Annotated in this window: 21 protein-coding genes; 13 read left to right on the top strand and 8 right to left on the bottom strand. The window is 63.9% G+C overall.

Translation table 11 applies throughout. The annotated features are described in order from the left end of the window. Nucleotides 1-24: 24 nt before the first annotated feature. Nucleotides 25-1,410, bottom strand: coding sequence for an MFS transporter (locus BMY91_RS13620; protein ID WP_090822789.1), 1,386 nt, complete (start codon nucleotides 1,408-1,410; stop codon nucleotides 25-27). Between the two features lie 178 nt (nucleotides 1,411-1,588). Here BMY91_RS13620 and BMY91_RS13615 point away from each other — a divergent pair, with 178 nt between their 5' ends. Then, nucleotides 1,589-2,443, top strand: a complete 855-nt coding sequence (locus BMY91_RS13615; RefSeq protein ID WP_090822787.1) for a LysR substrate-binding domain-containing protein — start codon at nucleotides 1,589-1,591, stop codon at nucleotides 2,441-2,443. Here BMY91_RS13615 and BMY91_RS13610 read toward each other — a convergent pair. After that, a complete protein-coding gene (locus tag BMY91_RS13610; RefSeq protein WP_090822785.1) occupies nucleotides 2,440-3,372 on the bottom strand; it encodes an NAD(P)H-binding protein in 933 nt (310 codons plus the stop codon). The genes BMY91_RS13615 and BMY91_RS13610 overlap by 4 nt on opposite strands. A 67-nt stretch (nucleotides 3,373-3,439) precedes the next feature. Here BMY91_RS13610 and BMY91_RS13605 point away from each other — a divergent pair, with 67 nt between their 5' ends. The 3 genes from BMY91_RS13605 to BMY91_RS13595 all read left to right on the top strand — a co-directional run bounded on the left by BMY91_RS13605 (nucleotide 3,440) and on the right by BMY91_RS13595 (nucleotide 4,891). Then, entirely contained in the window at nucleotides 3,440-3,778 is a 339-nt protein-coding gene (locus BMY91_RS13605) for a metalloregulator ArsR/SmtB family transcription factor (RefSeq protein WP_090822784.1), read from the top strand. Between the two features lie 12 nt (nucleotides 3,779-3,790). Beyond that, the gene (locus BMY91_RS13600; protein ID WP_371261055.1) at nucleotides 3,791-4,042 is read left to right on the top strand and encodes a GNAT family N-acetyltransferase; all 252 of its coding nucleotides are present in this window, start codon (nucleotides 3,791-3,793) and stop codon (nucleotides 4,040-4,042) included. 75 nt (nucleotides 4,043-4,117) lie between these two features. Further along, nucleotides 4,118-4,891: a sugar phosphate isomerase/epimerase family protein gene (locus BMY91_RS13595; protein ID WP_090822782.1), complete on the top strand. Its 774-nt coding sequence runs from the start codon at nucleotides 4,118-4,120 to the stop codon at nucleotides 4,889-4,891. On the opposite strand, the gene BMY91_RS13590 is transcribed toward BMY91_RS13595, so the two are convergent. Both BMY91_RS13590 and BMY91_RS13585 read right to left on the bottom strand, forming a co-directional pair. Continuing rightward, a complete protein-coding gene (locus BMY91_RS13590; protein ID WP_090822780.1) occupies nucleotides 4,888-5,634 on the bottom strand; it encodes an alpha/beta hydrolase in 747 nt (248 codons plus the stop codon). The genes BMY91_RS13595 and BMY91_RS13590 overlap by 4 nt on opposite strands. After that, nucleotides 5,631-6,668 carry a LacI family DNA-binding transcriptional regulator gene (locus BMY91_RS13585; RefSeq protein WP_090822778.1) on the bottom strand — a complete coding sequence of 346 codons (1,038 nt, stop codon included), beginning with the start codon at nucleotides 6,666-6,668 and terminating at the stop codon, nucleotides 5,631-5,633. The genes BMY91_RS13590 and BMY91_RS13585 overlap by 4 nt, the downstream gene beginning before the upstream one ends. Before the next feature lie 198 nt (nucleotides 6,669-6,866). On the opposite strand from BMY91_RS13585, the gene BMY91_RS13580 reads away from it, so the two are divergent. The 4 genes from BMY91_RS13580 to BMY91_RS23140 all read left to right on the top strand — a co-directional run bounded on the left by BMY91_RS13580 (nucleotide 6,867) and on the right by BMY91_RS23140 (nucleotide 10,783). Further along, nucleotides 6,867-8,036: a Gfo/Idh/MocA family protein gene (locus BMY91_RS13580; protein WP_090822776.1), complete on the top strand. Its 1,170-nt coding sequence runs from the start codon at nucleotides 6,867-6,869 to the stop codon at nucleotides 8,034-8,036. Continuing rightward, nucleotides 8,036-9,250 carry a dihydrodipicolinate synthase family protein gene (locus BMY91_RS13575; protein ID WP_090822774.1) on the top strand — a complete coding sequence of 405 codons (1,215 nt, stop codon included), beginning with the start codon at nucleotides 8,036-8,038 and terminating at the stop codon, nucleotides 9,248-9,250. Before BMY91_RS13580 ends, BMY91_RS13575 begins: the two co-directional genes overlap by 1 nt. Continuing rightward, entirely contained in the window at nucleotides 9,247-10,089 is an 843-nt protein-coding gene (locus tag BMY91_RS13570) for a sugar phosphate isomerase/epimerase family protein (protein ID WP_090822772.1), read from the top strand. The genes BMY91_RS13575 and BMY91_RS13570 overlap by 4 nt, the downstream gene beginning before the upstream one ends. Nucleotides 10,090-10,612: 523 nt before the next feature. Continuing rightward, a complete protein-coding gene (locus BMY91_RS23140) occupies nucleotides 10,613-10,783 on the top strand; it encodes a hypothetical protein (RefSeq protein WP_177179920.1) in 171 nt (56 codons plus the stop codon). A 4-nt stretch (nucleotides 10,784-10,787) separates the two neighbouring features. Here BMY91_RS23140 and BMY91_RS13565 read toward each other — a convergent pair whose 3' ends face one another. The 4 genes from BMY91_RS13565 to BMY91_RS13550 form a co-directional block, all read right to left on the bottom strand. Next, a complete protein-coding gene (locus BMY91_RS13565; RefSeq protein WP_090822770.1) occupies nucleotides 10,788-11,237 on the bottom strand; it encodes a globin domain-containing protein in 450 nt (149 codons plus the stop codon). A gap of 57 nt (nucleotides 11,238-11,294) precedes the next feature. Then, on the bottom strand, nucleotides 11,295-11,507 hold the full coding sequence (locus BMY91_RS13560; RefSeq protein ID WP_090822767.1) for a hypothetical protein: 213 nt from the start codon (nucleotides 11,505-11,507) through the stop codon (nucleotides 11,295-11,297). 5 nt (nucleotides 11,508-11,512) lie between these two features. Continuing rightward, entirely contained in the window at nucleotides 11,513-12,592 is a 1,080-nt protein-coding gene (locus tag BMY91_RS13555) for a YihY/virulence factor BrkB family protein (protein WP_090822765.1), read from the bottom strand. Between the two features lie 143 nt (nucleotides 12,593-12,735). Continuing rightward, nucleotides 12,736-13,941, bottom strand: a complete 1,206-nt coding sequence (locus tag BMY91_RS13550) for an ROK family transcriptional regulator (protein WP_256212737.1) — start codon at nucleotides 13,939-13,941, stop codon at nucleotides 12,736-12,738. A 143-nt stretch (nucleotides 13,942-14,084) separates the two neighbouring features. Here BMY91_RS13550 and xylA point away from each other — a divergent pair, with 143 nt between their 5' ends. The 5 genes from xylA to BMY91_RS13525 all read left to right on the top strand — a co-directional run bounded on the left by xylA (nucleotide 14,085) and on the right by BMY91_RS13525 (nucleotide 20,421). Continuing rightward, the gene (gene xylA / locus BMY91_RS13545) at nucleotides 14,085-15,272 is read left to right on the top strand and encodes a xylose isomerase (RefSeq protein ID WP_090822763.1); all 1,188 of its coding nucleotides are present in this window, start codon (nucleotides 14,085-14,087) and stop codon (nucleotides 15,270-15,272) included. Nucleotides 15,273-15,359: 87 nt separating this feature from the next. Then, a complete protein-coding gene (locus BMY91_RS13540; protein WP_090822761.1) occupies nucleotides 15,360-16,790 on the top strand; it encodes a xylulokinase in 1,431 nt (476 codons plus the stop codon). A 68-nt stretch (nucleotides 16,791-16,858) separates the two neighbouring features. Beyond that, nucleotides 16,859-17,842: a LacI family DNA-binding transcriptional regulator gene (locus BMY91_RS13535; protein WP_090823468.1), complete on the top strand. Its 984-nt coding sequence runs from the start codon at nucleotides 16,859-16,861 to the stop codon at nucleotides 17,840-17,842. Nucleotides 17,843-17,995: 153 nt separating this feature from the next. Continuing rightward, on the top strand, nucleotides 17,996-19,717 hold the full coding sequence (gene araB / locus BMY91_RS13530) for a ribulokinase (RefSeq protein WP_090822759.1): 1,722 nt from the start codon (nucleotides 17,996-17,998) through the stop codon (nucleotides 19,715-19,717). Beyond that, the gene (locus tag BMY91_RS13525; RefSeq protein WP_090822757.1) at nucleotides 19,714-20,421 is read left to right on the top strand and encodes an L-ribulose-5-phosphate 4-epimerase; all 708 of its coding nucleotides are present in this window, start codon (nucleotides 19,714-19,716) and stop codon (nucleotides 20,419-20,421) included. The genes araB and BMY91_RS13525 overlap by 4 nt, the downstream gene beginning before the upstream one ends. Nucleotides 20,422-20,451 lie beyond the last annotated feature (30 nt).

Raw genomic sequence — 20,451 nt, 5'->3', positions numbered from 1 at the left:
CCGGTGACCTAAGCTGCCCGTGACTTAGGCTGCCTGCGCCCGGTCCACAATACGCAGCACCCGGCGACGGTCACGCAGGTCCACCTTGAGGTGCAGGGAAGACTTGCGGGCCAGAACGACGGCGACTACCGCAGCTGCGATGGCCGGCACACCGCCGGACACCAGGATGGCCAGGTGCGGACCCAGGTGCTCGGCCAGCCACCCCATCATGGGACCGCCGATCGCTTGGCCACCGATGAGCACCACCAGGTAGAGGCTCATGACGCGGCCGCGGATGCTCATGTTGGAACTGGTCTGCACCATTTGGTTTGCTGCCGTGAGGAACATGAGGCACCAGAAGCCGGCCAGGACCATGGTGACGCTGAACCACACCATGGACGGCATGAGCGAGGATACGCAGAGCATCAGGCCATACAACCCGGCGGACGTCACTACCGAGCGCAACCGCAACTGACGACGGCGGGTGGACGCCACCGCGCCGGTCAATGCACCGAGCGCAACCATCGCGTTCAGCAGGCCGTAGCCTCCGGCACCGGCGTCGTACACGTGGTCCGCGAACGCGGCCAGCAGCACCGGCAGGCTCATCGCGAAAACTGCCACAAAACCTGCCATCAACCATGGCCAGTAAATGGTGGGTTTGCTGAGCGCATAGTTGAGGCCTTCGCGCAGCATGCCCTTTTTTCGGGGTGTCGGCTGGCTGATATGCAGTTGGTCCTTGCGGAGGATCAGCAGCATTGCCACGGTGGAGCAGCAGGCAACGGCGTTCGCGGCGAATGCCCATCCGGCACCTACGGCTGTGAGCAGCACACCGGCAAGGGCGGGCCCAATCAGGCCACCGAGCTGGAAGGTAGTGGAGTTTACGCTGATGGCATTGCGCAGGTACTTGGGGCCGACGAGCTCGTTGACGAACACCTGCCGTGCCGGCTGGTCCAGGACCGTCACGAAGCCCAAAGCCAGTGCGATCACGTAGACGTGCCAGACCTCAACGCGCTGGCTCAGTGAGAGCACCGCGAGCAGGGCGGCCAATACCGCAGCCGCAGACTGGCAGATGATGAGGATCTTGCGCTTGGCAAAGCGGTCCGCAATCATGCCGCCCCACGGGCCGAGGAAAAGCGACGGCATGAACTGCAACGCCACCGTAATTCCGACGGCGGTGACGGACCCGGAAAGCTGGAGCACCATCCAGTCCTGGGCGATGCGCTGCATCCAGATGGCGATCACCGCGATGAAGTGGCCCAGAGCGAAGATCCTGAAGTTGGGGACCTTCAAGGAGATGAAGGTGTGCCGCCAGGGCAGCTTTTCACTCACGACGGCGAGTGGCTGGGTGACGGTGTCCGCGGGCTGAGGTGCGGAGAGGGAATCGATGACGGGCTGGCTGACGTTTGCCGCTGCAGGCGGTGGGGGTGCCAAAAGTAGTCCTCGGATCGAGAGTTTCGGTGGGATGCGTTTAACGCTATGGTTGCCAGCAGCAATTATGGAAGCGTATTGCGCCTATAACTAGCATTGCGGAACGCAATGAGCTGCTTGCAGCACGAGGGGAAGCGGCGCAGTACCTCGGCCCGGCGCTGACCTGCGCCTGAGGAGTTTCGTGTTCGAACCTGTCCAGCTCCGCTCCTTCCTGGCCGTGGCCGAAACGTTGAGTTTCACCAAAGCGGCGGACCGCCTGGGGCTCGCCCAACCAACCGTCAGCCAGCATGTCCGGAAGCTGGAAGCCGCCGCCAAGCGCGTCCTCGTAGCCCGCGATACGCGGGAAGTCAGGCTCACCGATAATGGCGATGCCATGGCCGGCTTTGCCCGCAGCATCCTGGCCGCCCACGATTCCGCCGCCCGCTACTTTTCCGGTTCGGCAATGCGTGGGCGGCTTCGCTTTGGTACCGCGGACGACCTCGCCATCACGGGCCTCCCCCGGATCCTCCGCGAGTTCCGGCAGCTGTACCCGCAAATCAACCTGGAGCTCACGGTCAGCCAGAGCGACCAACTCTACAAGCGGCTCAACGCCGGGCAACTGGACCTGGTATTCGTGAAATGGGTGGCCGGCGCCAAGGAAGGCACCGTGGTCCGGCACGACAACTTCGCCTGGGTTGGCGTCGAGCAGACCGTTTTGGAGCCCGGCGCCCCCGTCCCGCTCATCGCCTACCCGGCGCCCAGCCTGAGCCGAAAACTGGCTATCGACGCCTTGGAAGCAGAGGGCCGGACGTGGCGGATCACGTGCAGCACCAAACAGATCAGTGGTGTGCTTGCAGCAGTCCGGGCAGGCATTGGTGTGGCGGTGATGCCGGCGTCGCTGGTTCCCGAGGACCTGAAAGTCATCACCCAGCGGTTTGGCCTGCCACCCGTGGGGGACGTCGACTTCACCCTCATCCGCAACCCGCTGGCCAACGCCGAAGTGATCGATGCCTTGACGCAGGCCATCATGGGCAGGACCTTGAGTAAATCGACCTAGTGGCCAGATGTGCCCGGCCCGTTAAGGCGACGCCGCCTGGTCCACCACCTGACAAGCCGGAGGTCCGCGAGGACAAATCGTCCATCGGGCAGCGCAGCGCGGATTCGTTCGTCATCGAAAGGAAGCACCGGACGGAGGTCATCGGGAAGCCCGGGGGCGAACGGCGCAGGCTCGCTGACCCCTTCAGCGAGCATCTGCGCTTGGGCCTTCGCCACGAGCGGCACCACCATCGTCCACTCCGTGAGGCGCGCCAGCACCCGAATGGCCCACACCGGGACGGGGACAAACATGGGTTGCCTGCCCGCCACGCGGGCGATCCTGCGTACAGCCGATCCAAGTTCAAGCTCTTCGGCTCCGACAACAGCGACCGTCGGGGTGGGTACGCGACCCTCAAGGGCGGCGATCAGGGTATTGACAGCCTCTTCCACCGGTATGGGTCGAACAGTCCGCTCCCGGTAACCAACCGTTGCGAAAACCGGAAAAGTCCGCACGGCCTTGGTTACGTGATCCACCATATGGTCGCCCGGGCCATAGATCATTCCGGATTTGAGGATCGTGTAGGCAATGCCGGATTGGCGCAGGAGTTCCTCGGCAGCCCACTTGGTCTCGTGATAGGCCGAACCGCAACCGGGCCTGGCCCTGAGGAAGCTCAACATGACGATCCGATGGACGCCCGCCCTTCGGGCAGCCTCTATGACAGCGCGGGTGCCGTCGACGTGGACACGATCGAAGGTCTGATCACCGATCTCCCGGTTGATGCCGGCACAATGAGCCACCACGTCACAGCCACTGAAGGCAGCCGCCAAAGCATCCACATCATTGATCTGCACGCCCGTCCGCCTGGAGACGATGACAGTGTCCTCGCTGTTGAGCCGCTCTGCAAGGTGACGTCCCACAAAGCCCGTACCGCCGGTGATAGCTACACGCATGATCTTGCTCCTTCGCTTATTAGCAATGAAGCTAAACTGTATATAGCCACTGTGCTATATTGCAAACATGGCAGATACAGCATCAGACATCTTCGCCGCACTTGCGCACCCCACCAGGCGGCAGATTCTGCAGGACCTCAAGGATGGCGAGTTGGCCGCCGGCCAGATCGCTTCGAGGTTCAATGCCACAGGTCCCACCATTTCGCGGCACTTGAGCGTGCTGCGCCAGGCCGGCCTGGTCACGGAGCGCCGCGACGCAAACCGCATCATGTACTCCCTTGCAGGTGAGCGCCTGGCCCTTTCAGTCGGCGACTTCCTGTCGACCGTCTGCCCCGAGCAGATAGTGCTGCGTGAGGTCCGGAAACGCACCACCACCCGCCCGACTGCCCCTTTCTCAGAGGCGTGATTCACGGCCGTTATACGCTCACCCAATGGAATCAGGCCCAGCGCCAGGGGCCGGAGCCTGGCCAAGCTTGCCCTCAGGGGCGCCCTCCAGGAGGGGCGCACCCTCGGATTGGAGCGCGTCTTGGTGACGTGCAAAGAATCCAACCCCGCCTCAGCCCGCACCATCGAAGCTTGCGGCGCGCTGGAGAGTGTCCGCCCGCCCCAGAGTTTCCCGCCGGAGCTGGGAGTGACCGAGCCGATCCGTCGATACTGGATAGCTCTGTAAACCAGTAGCGTTCATTTGTGTTCAACAGACGATACACCCTTACTGGGTAAGCGCATTCCCGGTATCCTGTGAAGCATGATCGACCTCACCACTCTGGCTGACCTCACGCCTGGCATTTGCTCCGTCACCCTTCGCTCGCACGGGATCGACGACGTGGTCCGCATTTCCTCGAACGCAGGCCTTGCCGGCATCGAGTGGGGTACTGATGTCCATGTGAGCGATGCTGAATCAGCCGCGCACGCCAAGAGCGCCACGCAAGCCGCTGGGCTGACGGTCCTATCCCTCGGCTCGTACTACCGCTGCGGCGCCTTTGGAGACTTCGGCCGCGTCCTGGACCTCGCCACCCCGCTTGGCGCCCCAAGGATCAGGGTATGGGCCGGGGAACTCGGTTCGGCTGGCGCCAGCCGGGAACACTGGGACGCAGTGGTGAAGGACACCCGTCGCATTGCCGATCTGGCTGCCGAACGCGGAATCGCCATCGCTTTCGAGTATCACGGGAACACCCTCACCGACTCTCCTGCTACCACCCTGGACCTCTTGAACCGGGTTAACCACGCCAACGTCGGCACTTACTGGCAGCCCGCCGTCGGGCTTTCCGATCAGCAAGCACTGGACTCGCTCCACCACGTCCTCCCGCATGTCATGGGCGTGCACTGTTTCTCGTGGGGGCCCGAGGCCGAGCGCTTTCCGCTGCGGAACCGGAAGCTGCTGTGGCAGACCGTTACCGATGTCCTGCGGGGCAATGGCAAGGACATGGACATCATGCTGGAATTTGTGGAGGACGACCTTCCGGACAACGTGCTCAACGACGCCGCCTTCCTGCACACGATCACCCTGGGCGAAGACTAGGCCCACCTTCGGCTGAGCCACGCGGCACAGAGAGCCGTCCACTGCTCCGCGCCCGGCACCCCAACAGCCATGCCGATGCCGTGAACACCATGCGGGAACACATGCAGCTCCGCAGCAACTCCGGCCCTGCTGAGCGCTCCTGCGTAGAGGAGACTGTGGCTGACAGGAACGGATTGGTCATCGGCCGTGTGCCAAAGGAAGGCGGGCGGGGTCTCCGGCGAAACGTGCAGCTCTGCTGACAATTCCTGCAGAACATCCCTGCCTGCATCCACGCCCAGCAAGTTGTCCACAGACCCCTGATGTGCGGAGTCCACCAAGGAAATCACTGGATAGCAGAGGATACTGAGGTCCGGCACAGCCGCGGAAACGTCCAACGCGGTGTCGCCGGTGGACACCGCCACGGACAGGCTGGCAGCAAGGTGCCCGCCTGCGGAAAATCCCAGGACACCCACGCGCGACGAATCAACAGCAAGGCCGTGCCCGCCAGAGCGGATCCACTGCATGGCTTGCTTCGCGGCGGCCAGCGGCGCCGGGTGTCGATGCGGCGCTACCGGATATCGCAGCACGAACGCATGAATTCCCAGCGAGGCGAGCCATTCAGCCACGGGCTCGGCCTCATGGCCGGCCACTTTTGCGTAGCCCCCTCCGGGCAACACCAGCACAGCGGGCGCCACTGCACCGGAACGCCCGACGGCGGGAATGACCGTGAGTGCCCCGGGCGCCGTGATGTGCGGCAGAGTCATGCCTGCGATTCCACCGGCGTTTCCGTGCTGCGGCGGAGCTTGACCACGCCACTGACGGGAGGGGTGTCGGGATCTCCGGCAGCAAGACGCCCGATGTCCTCGAGTGGCAGGTGGACGGTAGACAAGGCCGGCCGGAAGTCGCGCAGGGTTTCAATATCGTCAAAGCCGGCAATCGTGGCATCGCGGGGTATCCAGACACCCTCGGGGCGCAGGGCCGCCGTGACGCCAATGGCCATGACGTCGTTGACGGCGAAGATGCAGAGCCGTTCCGCGGAAGCCTTGATCCGGTCTGCGAGCGCCAATCCGGCCTCGTAGCCCCCGGCACGGTTGAAGCCGGTGCGAATCACCTCTGCAGCGGGCTTCCCGGCGTCGGCGAGTCCGCGTTGGAAGCCGCGGACCCGGTCGTCAGAGGTGTACAGGCCCTCCGGGCCGGCAATGATCAGGAAGTCACCGTGGTGTGTGGCGGCCAATTCGGCAGCAAGGCCGGCGGCGAGTTCCTCGTTGGGGACCTTCACCACGTGGTAACCCTCGGTAGTCGAGGCCCCAACTACCGGGTGGCCAACAACCCCCACGTGTCCGCCATTGCGGCAGTAGCGATCCAACTCGGCGGCGAGCTCGATGTTGCCCTGCTTGTCCTCGGCGCGCACGGAACGCGAGCCGGCGATCACGATGGAATCGGCACGCCGGGCGGCAAAGGCGGCCACTGCCTCTTTCTCGTCCTGCGCGGCGCCGGAAGTGCTGGCCAGCAACACCATGCGGTTCTGCTGGCGGGCTGCTTCCTGGACGCCACGGGCGATGGCCGCGAAGTAGGGATCGGCGATGTCGTGGACAATGAGGCCGATCAAGCCCGAACTGGACTTTGCGAGCGCCTGTGCCTGCGCGTTGGGAACATAGCCGAGCTTGTCGGCAGCTTCCCGGACGCGCTCTGCGATGTCCTCAGCCGGCTTTCGGGATGAGCCGTTCAGGACTCGGGACGCCGTGGCCAGGGAAACCCCGGCCAAACGGGCAACTTCACTCAGTGTGCTGGCGGCCACGGGGGCCCTCCTTTTCTGCAAGCGTCGGGACTGGCGCTAAGGAAATTATGGCAGTTCCCTTCCGATTTTCGGGAAAGCGCTTGCCAACCCGGCGCGCCATGGTGCATGATCGATTGCAGCGGGAATGCGCTTTCCCACATGACATCAGCAAGCACCGGCATCCGCACAGCGACCGGCACACAAGGCACTGGAGAAAACATGGGCTTCGAAACAAAGACGATCCGTATCGCCATGAACGGCATCACCGGCCGTATGGGCTACCGCCAGCACCTGCTGCGGTCCATCCTCCCCATCCGCGACGCCGGCGGCTTCACCCTGGAAGACGGCACCAAGGTTCAGGTTGAACCCATCCTGGTTGGCCGCAACGAAGCCAAGATCCGCGAGCTCGCCGAGCTCCACAAGGTCTCCGAATGGTCCACCGACCTGGACGCAGTCATCGCCGACCCCACCGTGGACATCGTGTTTGACGCTTCCATGACCAGCCTCCGGGCCGCCACCCTGAAGAAGGCAATGCGCGCCGGCAAGCACATCTTCACCGAGAAGCCCACGGCCGAAACCCTGGAAGAAGCAATCGAGCTCGCCCGGATCGGCAAGGAATCCGGCGTCACCGCAGGCGTCGTGCATGACAAGCTGTACCTCCCCGGCCTGGTCAAGCTCCGTCGCCTGGTGGACGAAGGCTTCTTTGGCCGCATCCTGTCCATCCGTGGCGAATTCGGCTACTGGGTCTTCGAAGGCGACGTCCAGGCTGCACAGCGCCCGTCCTGGAATTACCGCAAGGAAGACGGCGGCGGAATGACCACGGACATGTTCTGCCACTGGAACTACGTCCTTGAAGGCATCATCGGCAAGGTCAAGAGCGTCAACGCCAAGACCGCCACCCACATCCCCGCACGTTGGGACGAGGCCGGCAAGGAATACAAGGCCACCGCCGACGACGCCTCCTACGGCATCTTCGAACTCGAAACCCCGGGCGGCGACGACGTCATCGGCCAGATCAACTCCTCCTGGGCCGTCCGCGTCTACCGCGACGAATTGGTTGAGTTCCAGATCGACGGTACGCACGGTTCCGCCGTCGCCGGTTTGAACAAGTGCGTTGCGCAGCAGCGTGCCCACACCCCCAAGCCCGTCTGGAACCCGGACCTGCCCGTCACCGAATCCTTCCGCAGCCAGTGGCAGGAAGTCCCCGCCAACGCTGAACTGGACAACGGCTTCAAGCTGCAGTGGGAAGAATTCCTGCGCGACGTCGTCGCTGGCCGCGAGCACCGCTTCGGCTTGCTCTCCGCAGCCCGCGGCGTTCAGCTGGCCGAGCTCGGCCTCCAGTCCTCGGCCGAGCGCCGCACCATCGACATCCCGGAGATCAGCCTCTAATGACGTCACTGATTCTTCCCACTGACGACGGCGGCACCCGCGAGTACCGCCTCCAGCCCGCCACTGCGTGGGTCAAGCCCACAGCCCCGCTGACTGCCCGCCGCGCCTACGCCGCAGCGCACGTCATCCCCGAGGTCGCTGCGGACAACACCCCCGGCGCCCCGGCGCAGCTCGACTGGGATGCCACCCTGGCTTACCGGCACGAACTGTGGTCCTATGGCCTGGGCGTCGCCGATGCCATGGATACGGCGCAGCGCGGCATGGGCTTGGACTGGGCCGCTACCCAGCAGCTCATTAAGCGCACCGGCGCAGAGGCCGCTTCCGTCGTGGCAGCGGGCAACGCCGCTATCGCCGGTAAGTCCGTCCGCGACCTCGTGTCCTGCGGCGCGGGCACCGATCAGCTGGACATTGCGACGCTCCCTGAGGGTGCGACCGGAATCCAGGCCGTCATCGACGCTTACCGTGAGCAGATCGCCGTCGTCAGTGAGGCCGGACCCAAGGTCATCCTCATGGCCTCCCGCGCCCTGGCCAAGGTTGCCAACGGTGCCGACGACTACCTGCACGTCTACTCGACGCTGCTTCAGGAAGTTGACCAGCCCGTGATCCTGCACTGGCTCGGCACCATGTTTGACCCCGCACTGGCTGGCTACTGGGGCTCCGACGACGTCTCCGTCGCCACCGAAACGTTCCTCAGCCTGATCCGTGAACACGCGAACAAGGTTGACGGCGTGAAGGTTTCGCTGCTGGATGCCTCACACGAGGTCGCCCTCCGCGCCAACCTGCCGGAAGGCGTCCGCCTCTACACCGGCGACGACTTCAACTACCCGGAATTGATCGACGGCGACGAAACCCACCACTCGGACGCTCTGCTGGGCATCTTCGCGGCCATCTACCCGGCCGCTTCGGTCGCCTTGCAGAAGTACGACGCCGGCCAAGGTGCGGAAGGGCGCGCCATCCTGGACTCCACCCGCGAGCTCGGGAAGCACATCTTCAGCGCACCCACGTTCTACTACAAGACCGGCATCGCCTTCATGTCCTGGCTCAACGGCAAGCAGCCCGGTTTCCAGATGGTGGGTGGCCTGCACTCGGGCCGCTCGGTGCTGCACTTGGCCAAGACGTTCGAACTGGCAGACCAGGCCGGACTGTTGAAGGATCCCTCACTTGCCGCGTTCCGGATGTCTGACTTCCTGCGGATCAACGGGGTGGGCGCATGAGTTCCGATTTCTCGCGACTCTCCCTGAACAGCGCCACCACCAAAAAGTGGACTTTGGCTGAGGCCGTTGACGGTTGTGCCCGCGCAGGCATCCCCGCGATCGGGCCGTGGCGTGACCGTGTTGCCGAGGCTGGCTTGGACAAGGCAGCCAAGCTCATCAAGGACGCCGGGCTCCGCGTTTCCTCGTTGTGCCGCGGTGGCTTCCTCACGGCGGCCGACGCCGAAGGACAGGCCGCAGCGCTGGCAGACAACTTCGAAGCCGTCCGCGAAGCGGTTGCCTTGGACACCCAGGAGCTCTTCCTGGTGGTTGGTGGGCTTGCTCCCGGTGAGAAGGACGTCGTCGCGGCCCGCCAACGCGTGGCCGACCGGCTCGAGGAATTGGTTCCCTTCGCCTCTGAAAGCGGCGTCCGATTGGTACTGGAGCCCCTGCACCCGATGTATGCAGCGGACCGCGCACTCATCTCCACTTTGGGCCAGGCATTGGACCTTGCCGCGCCGTACGACGCAAAAGATGTCGGCGTCGCTGTCGATACCTTCCACGTCTGGTGGGATCCGGAACTGAAGGCGCAGATCGAACGCGCCGGGCACGAGAACCGCATTGCCTCCTACCAGGTATGCGACTTCAACCTGCCCATCGCTGCGGACGCGCTGTTGTCCCGCGGCATGATGGGCGACGGCGTCATCGACTTCGCCACCATCGGCACCTGGGTCAGGGACGCCGGATACAAGGGCGACATTGAGGTTGAGATCTTCAACCAGGAAATATGGGATGCCGACGGGGACAGCGTCCTGGAAACCATGAAGCAGCGCTACGCGGAGCTCGTCCTCCCGTTCGCCTAACAACGTGATCCTCCCGCGGATGCCCTAAGCGCCGCGGGAGGATCGCTCCAAAGCCAGCGGGCTCCTGCCAAGGTCACGGCAGGGGCCCGCTTTTGCTGTCCTGTGCCACCCGTAGTCGCTGGCGACACCCGAATCCGGGCGTCGCCAGCCCGTTTTCCGGGCCCAAAGGAAGGTGGGTGGCCCCTGCCGCACGGGCCACCCCAAGAAAAGGCTCGACGACGACGCTGGGTAAGTGCCGCCGTCGGGCCTTCAGCGTGATTGGCTCGTGAACGGTGCGGCCACCACCCACTTTGATTGCTGGCATCGGTGGACACGCCGAATTGTGCGTGTGTCGCGGAGCTTTGAGTTTCAAAGAAGGTGGTGACCGTACGCTCGCTTTTTGTGTCAGCTGTAAGTCCCCGAAGGCGCAGGTGAGATAAGTGGTACACAGCTGAAACATTGCGTCGATGGGAGGAAACAATGGCCACCTACGCTGGTTTTACCTGGACAAAGACGTCCACGAAACCCCTGAAAGGACACCACCATGATGCTCTTGAAGACCCTGAACTTTTTCCTCGACGCCAGCGGCAGCCACAGCGGGCCGTCCGGCGAATCCAATACCGAGCACTCCCCCGCTGTTTCTGTGCGGCTGACCTCCAGCGCCTGGGAGGGCTGGTGGGATGACGCCGATCAGGGTTTCCCCGCCGAAGCCTGAGTCTTTAGCCGGGTTGCAACCCGCCCCAGGACCACTTGGGAATCAGCAGCCCTGCAGGGACATCCTCTGCTGAGTGTTCGTAGCGGGCCATTGTGTTGGTAGTGGCCCAGGCAAAGTAGGCGTGCAGGACTTCCCGGAGGCGTGCCTCCCCCACCCCAACATCGGTCAGAGCCTGGTCGAAACACTCAATGGCCCGGCGGTCCATCTCCTCGTGTGGCCCATTCCCGCTGTGCATCCTCACCACGGAAGTTTCGTCACCGTAGGTGCCCGAGTATAGTGGCGGGCCACCCAGGGCCTCGCTCCAGTAGGCGGCCAGCCGCTCGATGTGTTCGGGGCGCACGCCGTGACGGAAAGCGTGCCCCACCACCTCGTCCGCAACCACCCTGATGTGCCAGGCCTCAGCCAACGACACAAAGAACGCGTTGCCGCCCGCCGCCTCAAACACCGTCTGCATGATGAAACGATGGCACGAGCGCGGTCAGTCGGGGAAGGGCCGTCTCTTCAGGGTGGCTCAGGAAGCTCGCGCAGCGAGCTGCACCCGCGCTTTCGGCAGGCCGATCAAGGTGACCGAGCCGCCGTCGTGCGCTTGAAGTTCAAGCGTGATGCTCCGCGAGCCTTCCTGGGGCTGCACGGCGCTGACCCGGAAAACCTCACCGTTGATCTGGACGCTGTCGCCGTTTTTGATGGATTTGAGCTTGGTGTGGCCCATGACTGAAGTTTCCATTCCGGCTACTTGCCCCCTTGTGTTGTGTTGCCCTGGGTTTCGCGGATTTCCTCGCCACGACGGATATCGGCGTCTTCCTTTTCCTGCAGCTTGTCGCTCTTCTTGGTATCGCGCGGCGGGAGTTGAATGCTTTCTTCTGCTTCAATGCCGCCTTGGAGTTGGCGGCCACGTTCCATTTCTGCGTCGAACTCGGCACCAAACAGCAAGGACATGTTGAGGATCCAGAGCCACAGCAGCATGATGATGACGCCGGCCAGGGCACCGTAGGTCTTGTTGTAATTGCTGAAATTGGCCACGTAGAAGCCGAAGCCGAGCGATGCCACGGAGAAAATCACCAACGCAATCAGCGATCCCATGCTCATCCACCGGAACTTGGGCTGCTTGACGTTGGGAGTGAAGTAGTAGAGCACCGCAATGATGGCCACCACCACGATCACCAGAGCCGGCCACTTGGCAATGTTCCACACCGTCAGGAACGTTTCCGACAATCCGATGGCACCGCCGATGGCCTCCGCCACCGGCCCACTCAGAACCAGCATCGCGGCTGCCAGCGCCGCCCCCACAACCGCCACAACGGTGACCGCAAGCATCGTGCCACGCAGTTTGATGAAGCCGCGCCCTTCGTCCACTTCATAGACACGGTTCATGGCGCGGCTGAACGCGGTGACGTAACCGGAGGCTGACCACAGGGCCACCACGATGCCCAGGACCAGGGCGAAACCGGCCGCATTGGACTTTGTCAGCTCCTCAATGGGCTGCCGCAGAGTGTCAACACCTGGTCCTGGAGCGAACTGCTGCACGATATCCAGCAGTGCGGACGTGGTCTTCCCTGCGTCCCCGAAGATTCCCAGCAGGGATACCAAGGCAAGGAGCGCAGGGAACAGGGCAAGGACACCGTAGTAGGTGAGGCCGGCAGCGGCGTCCGGACATTGGTCCTTGGTGAACTCCCGCAGGGTCCGCTTGGCGATGTACATCCAGGTGGGTTTGGCGAGGTCGTTGGGGCTGTCCGGCTTGCGGGGGTCCTCCGGGGAAGGAGCGGTCCTGGCCTTGGCTGCGCTGGTCTGGGCTGAGTCTTGTGTAGTCATGGGGCACTCGTCCGTGGGGTAGTTTGCGCGAATAACTGACCCAACAATAGTAAGCATGCTGATGATCCAAGGGAAGCGCCCACCCTCCCCTGATGCAAACGCCATCGCCGGGTACCGCGCAAGGCGGCCACCGGGATTTCCGACTACGCCAGCTTGCTGGCCAACAGGAACTCGAAGGGCGACTCAATGACGGAGCGGATTACTTGGCCCGCTGCGCCCAAAAGAGTCCCGGAATGCTCCAGGCCGGACACCGTCAGGCGGCTTGGATCCAGCAACCCCGGCGCATAACGCTCCAGACTTGAAAGCAGCGAGGGCTTGAGCCAGTCCGCCAGCAAAGCGAAGTGGCCACCAAGGACCACGGCCTCAATGTCCATCAGCCGGGCAGAAGATGCGAGCGCAATGCCCAAGTACCTCCCGGCGTCGTGAACGGCCTTGGTGGCCCGGGGATCCTCCGCGGCGAGGGCGCCAAGCAGCAGGTGCGTGCGTTCGCCCAGCGAGCCTGTGGGGGTCCCGGCGGCCTCAAAAATGGCCTCCTGGCCGGCGAAGGTTTCCAGGCATCCCGACCCCCCACAGGAGCAGGCCGGACCTTCCGGGTGTACCACAATGTGGCCAAGTTCGCCCGCCGAGCCGCCGGGTCCGGTATAGAGCTCCGAAGCAATAATGACCCCGCCACCAACGCCGACCTCGCCGGACACGTAGAGGAAATCCGGCTGCCCGGCGCCATACCAAAGCTCCCCGAGAGCCGCACTGTTGGCCTCATTGGACAGCCGGACACCAAGGGGCGCGCCTTCCAGCAGCGACTGCGGGTTGAGTTGCTCGCGCTCCCAATGGAGGTTTGGGGCGGACACCACAACATTCCGCTGCTCATCCACCAGCCCCGGGACCGCCAACCCGCCACCCAGGATGGCGATGTTCTCCGCAGCGGCCGCAGCTTTAACCTCAGCCGTCAGGGCCCCCAGGCGCTCCATGACCTTGTCCGGCGCAAGCCCGCGGTTTCGCGACTCGACAGTCGAATGGAACCGGAGGTTTCCACCCAGATCCACCAGCCCCACAGCGAGGTAGTCAACGTTGATTTCCATGCCCACAACGCCACGGCGCGCACTGAGTTCAAGCCCCTGCCCGGGCCGCCCCCGCTCCCCGTCACGGTAGAGGCCAACTTCAGACACCAGCCCGGACTCCACGAGGTCTGCAACAAGACTGGAGACAGCGGCTTTGGTGAGTCCGGTTCCGGCAGCGAGCTGTGCGCGGCTGGGCTTGGCGTCCCCGGTGCGGGCAATGGAGTCCAGGACGAGCGAAAGATTTCGACGGCGGACATCACCGACGCGGCCGGGCGCGGCTGATTCGTTCACTGGCGTGGGACCTCCCTGCGGATTCGAAGAATTTATGCGGCTTCCATTGACCATGATCCATCATCCCCCATATAGTTCAGATTGAAAACTAATTGGAGGGCTTTTCTTCCAACCTCTTCCCAGTGCTTTGCAAAGGAGCAAATATGACCCCGCAGCCCACCCCGCAGGACCGCTTCACCTTTGGCCTCTGGACCGTCGGTTGGACTGGCGCCGACCCCTTCGGCGTAGCCACCCGTCCGGCGCTGGACCCTGTGGAAGCTGTGCATAAGCTCAGCGAGCTCGGCGCGTACGGCATCACGTTCCACGACAATGATCTGGTCCCCTTCGATGCCACCACCTCAGAGCGCGACCTCATCCTGAAGAACTTCAAGGGTGCACTGGCTGAGACGGGCCTCAAGGTACCCATGGTCACCACCAACCTGTTCAGCCACCCCGTCTTCAAGGACGGCGGCTTCACGTCAAACGACCGCTCGGTCCGCCGGTTCGCCCTGAGCAAGATCCTCCGCAACATCGATCTCGCCGCAGAGCTTGGCGCTGATACGTTCGTGATGTGGGGCGGCCGTGAAGGCAGCGAATACGATGGCTCCAAGGATCTCGCCGCAGCACTGGACCGCATGAAGGAAGGCGTGGACACTGCCGCCGGCTACATCAAGGAAAAGGGCTACGGCCTGCGGATCGCCCTTGAACCCAAGCCAAACGAACCCCGCGGTGACATCTTCCTCCCCACCGTTGGCCATGGTCTTGCCTTCATCGCACAGCTGGAACACGGCGACATCGTGGGCCTCAATCCGGAGACGGGCCACGAGCAGATGGCTGGCCTGAACTTCAGCCATGGCATCGCGCAGGCCCTGTGGGCAGGCAAACTCTTCCACATCGACCTCAACGGCCAGCGTGGCATTAAGTACGACCAAGACCTGGTCTTCGGCCACGGTGACCTCACCAGCGCCTTCTTCACGGTGGATCTGCTGGAGAACGGCTTCCCCAACGGCGGACCCAAGTACGACGGCCCCCGCCACTTCGACTACAAGCCGTCCCGTACTGACGGCTATGACGGAGTCTGGGAATCGGCCAAGTCCAACATGTCCATGTACCTGCTGCTCAAGGAACGTGCCCTGGCCTTCCGCGCAGACCCGGCAGTCCAGGAAGCGCTGGCTACCTCGGGCGTGTTCGAGCTGGGCGTGCCCACGCTGAACACTGGCGAGACCACTGCGGAGCTGCTGGCTGACGCCAGCGCCTTCGAAACGTTCGACGCCGATCAGGCGGCCGAGCGCTCGTTCGCCTTCGTCCGCCTCAACCAGCTGGCCATCGAGCACCTTCTCGGCGCACGCTGAATCACTCCATCACTGAATTCCCGTCGCCGGGACCTGCCAGGACCATTTCCTGGCAGGTCCGGTGGCGGTCATCCAAAGGATTAACGCATGCCTCTCGTAGCCGGGATCGACAGTTCTACCCAGTCCTGCAAAGTGATCATCCGGGACTCAGTCACCGGCGCCTTGGTTCGCCAGGGCCGGGCTTCCCACCCTGACGGCACGGAGGTACACCCGGATCACTGGTGGACGGCGCTACAGGAGGCGATGACGGACGCGGGCGGCCTGGACGACGTCGATGCCGTCTCCATTGGCGGCCAGCAGCACGGCATGGTGTGCTTGGACGAATCCGGCAACGTCGTCCGACCAGCCTTGCTGTGGAACGATACCCGCTCGGCGCCCGACGCAGAGGAGTTAATCCTTGAAGCCGGTGGCGGCGATGCCGCTGCCGGCGGCCTATATTGGGCATCCACCACGGGAACTGTTCCTGTGGCATCCTTGACCGCCACCAAGCTCCGCTGGCTGGCGCGGAACGAACCCGGCAATGCCCGGCTAACGGCCGCGGTCTGCCTCCCCCACGATTGGCTGTCATGGCGCTTGGCCGGCCATGGTCCAGGCACAGGACCGGCATCGTTGGAACTCCTCCGAACTGATCGCTCCGACGCCTCCGGCACAGGCTACTTCTCGGCTGGCACCGGCGAGTACTTGCCACAGGTCCTGGAGCGAACCCTGGGCCACGTCCCAGTGCTGCCAACCGTCGTCGGACCTTTGGAAGCGGCGGGCAAGACCCCTGCGGGCGCCTTGATCGGTCCAGGCGCGGGCGACAATGCTGCAGCGGGCCTGGGCGTCAGCGCCGCAGTGGGTGATGTAGTCATTTCCATTGGAACGTCGGGAACTGTGTTCGCGGTATCGGATGTGCCGGCGCAGGACGCCAGCGGCCTGGTGGCAGGCTTCGCCGACGCAACCGGTAACTACCTTCCGCTGGCGTGCACACTTAACGCGACACGAATTTTCGATGCCACAGCTTCCTTACTTGGCGTGAGCCTGACAGAACTCAGCGATCTGGCCTTGTCCGCCCCGGAGGGTGCCGACGGGCTAACGCTCGTCCCGTATTTTGAGGGCGAACGGACACCCAATCTGCCGGACGCCACGGGATCTCTCCACGGCATCACGGTGTCCAACTACTCACCTGCCAATCTGGCCCGGGCCGCAGTGGAGGGAGTGCTGTGCTCCCTCGCGGATGGCCTGGCGGCACTTCAAGCCCAAGGCGTCTTGGCCCAGCGCGTCATCCTGGTGGGTGGCGGCGCGCAATCGGAGGCCGTCCAACAGATTGCCGTCTCAGCATTCGGCGTGCCGGTCTTCGTGCCAAAGCCCGGAGAGTACGTGGCCGATGGCGCCGCCCGGCAGGCAGCGGGCGTGCTGACCGGGCAGCTCCCGGATTGGAAGCTTGAAGGCTTGGAGCTGACACCCCAGAGTGCTTCCGGGGTTCCCGCGTTCTTGGACCGGTACCGGCGTTACGCTGCGGGGGTCGCGAAAGGCTGATCCGCGCACCGGTGCTCTATCGTGACAGGGTGAGCATCGAACAATCTGCACATCAGCGGCCTCCTGTCATGGAGGATGTGGCCCGCGTGGCGGGCGTCTCGCATCAGACCGTTTCGCGCGTCTTGAACAACCATCCCAATGTGAGTTCCAAAACCCGCGAGCGCGTTGAACAGGCCATCACCGAGCTTGGCTACCGCCGAAACACGGCCGCACGCAGCCTGGTGACCCGACGCTCCCAAACCATTGGAGTGCTGGGCAGCGAGATGGCGCAGTACGGGCCGTCCCATACCCTCCTGGGTGTGCAGCAGGCCGCACGGGATGCCGGCTATTTCGTCAGCGTAGCCGCTTTGCGGGAGGTCACGCCGGAGACCATCAAGGACGCCATAGCGCATTTCATGGACCAAGGCGTGGACGGCATCGTGGTGACGGTCCCCCACCCCGGTACCTTCGATGTCCTTCGGGGCATCACCGCCCACGTTCCGCTGGTTGCCGTGGGATCCGTGGGCGATGAGCAACTGAGCGGTGCCACCGTGGATCAGCGTCACGGGGCCCACCTGGCAGTTCAACATCTCCTGGACCTCGGGCACACCCAGATAGGCCATCTGTCCGGGCCGGTGGATTGGATCGACGCGGCAGCACGCATCGAGGGCTGGCAGGACGCACTCACTCAGGCCGGCTTTGAGCCCGCCACGCTGATCGAGGGCGACTGGAGTGCTGAGTGCGGTTACCGCGAAGGCCTAAGAATCGCTGCGGACCGCTCTGTGACGGCCCTGTTCGTGGCCAACGACCAGATGGCCCTTGGCGTCCTCCGCGCATTCCATGAAGCAGGCGTCCACGTTCCCAACGACATCAGCGTAGTGGGCTTCGATGACCAGCCGGAGTCCGCCTACTTCATCCCCCCACTGACAACCGTGGCCCAGGATTTCGAGGAACTCGGCCAGCGCTGCATCGGGTTGTTGTTGGATCGTCTGGAAAACGGCGACACCGTCTCAGCTGCCACCGTCACGCCACGTCTGGTGGTCCGCTCCACCACGGCGCCCGCCTCAAGTTAGCACCTCCCCCAAGCAAGTAGCGTCATGAGCCCCCGATCCATGCGGACCGCTCTTGACATCAAAGTTGTGAGCGCTAACAATTGCATCAGACCTTCTTCACTTTTCCACCCCGACCCCCGGCAATGAGGCCTTGGCCAGCCGGATGGAGACCCCATGTACAGCTCTCAAGACCTCCCGCTCGATCAGCAGTTTGTCATCGGCGTGGACTACGGCACTTTGTCCGGGCGCGCCGTCGTTGTGCGTGTTTCGGATGGCGCAGAACTCGGCAGCGGGGTCTTCGAGTACCCGCACGCCGTCGTAACAGAAAACCTTCCCGGCAGCGGCCAGCGGCTCCCCGCCGATTGGGCCCTCCAGGTGCCCAACGACTACCGCGACGTCCTGCGCAATGCTGTACCGGCCGCCGTCGCTGACGCCGGTGTAAACCCGGAACATGTGGTGGGCATCGCCACCGACTTCACCGCGTGCACCATGGTTCCGACGACGGCGGAGGGCACGCCGCTGAACGAACTGGAACGCTTCGCTGACCGGCCGCACGCATTCGTGAAACTGTGGCGTCACCACGCAGCCCAGCCGCAGGCAGACCGCATCAACCAGCTCGCCGAAGAACGCGGCGAGGCTTGGCTACCGCGCTACGGTGGCCTGATTTCCTCGGAATGGGAGTTTGCCAAGGGCCTACAGCTCCTGGAGGAAGACCCTGAAGTTTACGGCGCTATGGACCGCTGGGTTGAGGCAGCCGACTGGATCGTCTGGCAACTCTGCGGCAGTTACGTCCGCAATGCCTGCACCGCCGGGTACAAAGGCATCTACCAGGACGGAAAGTACCCGTCCGAGGACTTCCTGGTTGCACTCAACCCGGACTTTAAGGACTTTGTGTCCGCAAAGCTTGAACACAGCATCGGCCGCTTGGGAGATGCCGCGGGCTATCTGACCGAAGAAGCAGCAGCATGGACCGGACTTCCGGCAGGGATTGCCGTGGCTGTGGGCAACGTGGACGCCCACGTCACCGCCCCGGCCGCGAACGCGGTCCAGCCCGGACAGCTCGTCGCGATCATGGGCACGTCCACGTGCCACGTCATGAACGGCGATGTCCTGCGTGAAGTCCCGGGCATGTGCGGCGTGGTGGACGGCGGAATCGTGGACGGGCTGTGGGGTTACGAAGCAGGCCAGTCAGGAGTGGGCGACATCTTCGGCTGGTTCACCAAGAACGGCGTCCCACCCGAATACCACCAGACTGCCAAGGATAAAGGCCTGGGCATCCACGAATACCTCACCGAACTCGCAGAGAAGCAGGCCATTGGCGAGCACGGCCTCATCGCGTTGGACTGGCACTCGGGCAACCGCTCCGTGCTGGTGGACCACGAACTCTCCGGCACCGTGGTGGGCCAAACACTGGCCACCAAGCCCGAGGACACCTACCGGGCATTGCTTGAAGCCACAGCGTTCGGCACCCGCACCATCGTGGATGCCTTCCGCGATTCCGGCGTCCCGGTCAAGGAATTCATCGTGGCCGGCGGGCTCCTGAAGAACACGTTCCTGATGCAGGTGTACGCCGACATCACCGGCCTGCAGCTCTCCACCATCGGTTCCGAACAGGGCCCCGCGCTGGGCTCGGCCATCCATGCTGCAGTGGCTGCCGGGAAGTACAAGGACATCCGGGAAGCCGCCGCCGCCATGGCCTCAGCTCCAGGCGCTGTCTACACACCGATCCCGGAAAACGTGGCCGCCTACGAGGTCCTCTTCCAGGAATACCGGACCCTGCACGACTACTTTGGCCGCGGCACCAACAACGTCATGCACCGCCTCAAGGCCATCCAGCGCGCAGCAATTCAGGGCTCGGCAAGCGGAGCCACCGTCCCGGAAGGAGCCTCCGCATGAGCGCCCTGCTGGAAACCATCGCCCGGGTCCGCAAAGAAGTCTGCGAACTCCACGCCGAGCTGACCCGGTACGAACTGGTGGTCTGGACAGCGGGCAACGTCTCGGGTCGCGTCCCGGGGCACGATCTCATGGTCATCAAGCCGTCCGGCGTTTCCTACGACGAGCTCACACCGGAGCTCATGGTGGTCACCGACCTTTATGGCACACCTGTGCGGGGAATGAACACCGGCAGCGCGGGAACCGTGGACTGGGGCAACCCGGACCTCTCCCCGTCCTCTGATACCGCCGCCCATGCCTACGTGTACCGGCACATGCCAGAGGTGGGCGGCGTGGTGCACACGCACTCCACCTATGCCACGGCCTGGGCCGCGCGCGGTGAGGAAATCCCCTGCGTACTGACCATGATGGGTGACGAATTCGGCGGATCCATTCCCGTGGGACCGTTCGCGCTCATAGGCGACGACTCCATCGGCCAGGGCATTGTGGAGACGCTCAAGAACTCCAACTCCCCCGCGGTGCTCATGCAAAACCATGGGCCTTTCACCATCGGCAAGGACGCCCGCAGCGCAGTCAAAGCCGCCGTGATGTGCGAGGAAGTGGCCAGGACGGTCCACATCTCCCGCCAGCTCGGCGATCCGCTGCCCATCGATCCAGCCAAGATCGAGTCGCTCTACGACCGATACCAGAACGTCTACGGCCGCTAACCCGCCTCAGCCGGCAGCCGCCAGCGCCCC

Origin of the sequence: Arthrobacter sp. yr096, from assembly GCF_900108925.1 — a bacterium.
In the GTDB taxonomy this organism is placed as follows: Bacteria; Actinomycetota; Actinomycetes; order Actinomycetales; family Micrococcaceae; genus Arthrobacter.
Note: the sequence above shows the minus strand (reverse complement) of the source record. Positions and strands in the feature narration are given on the sequence as shown.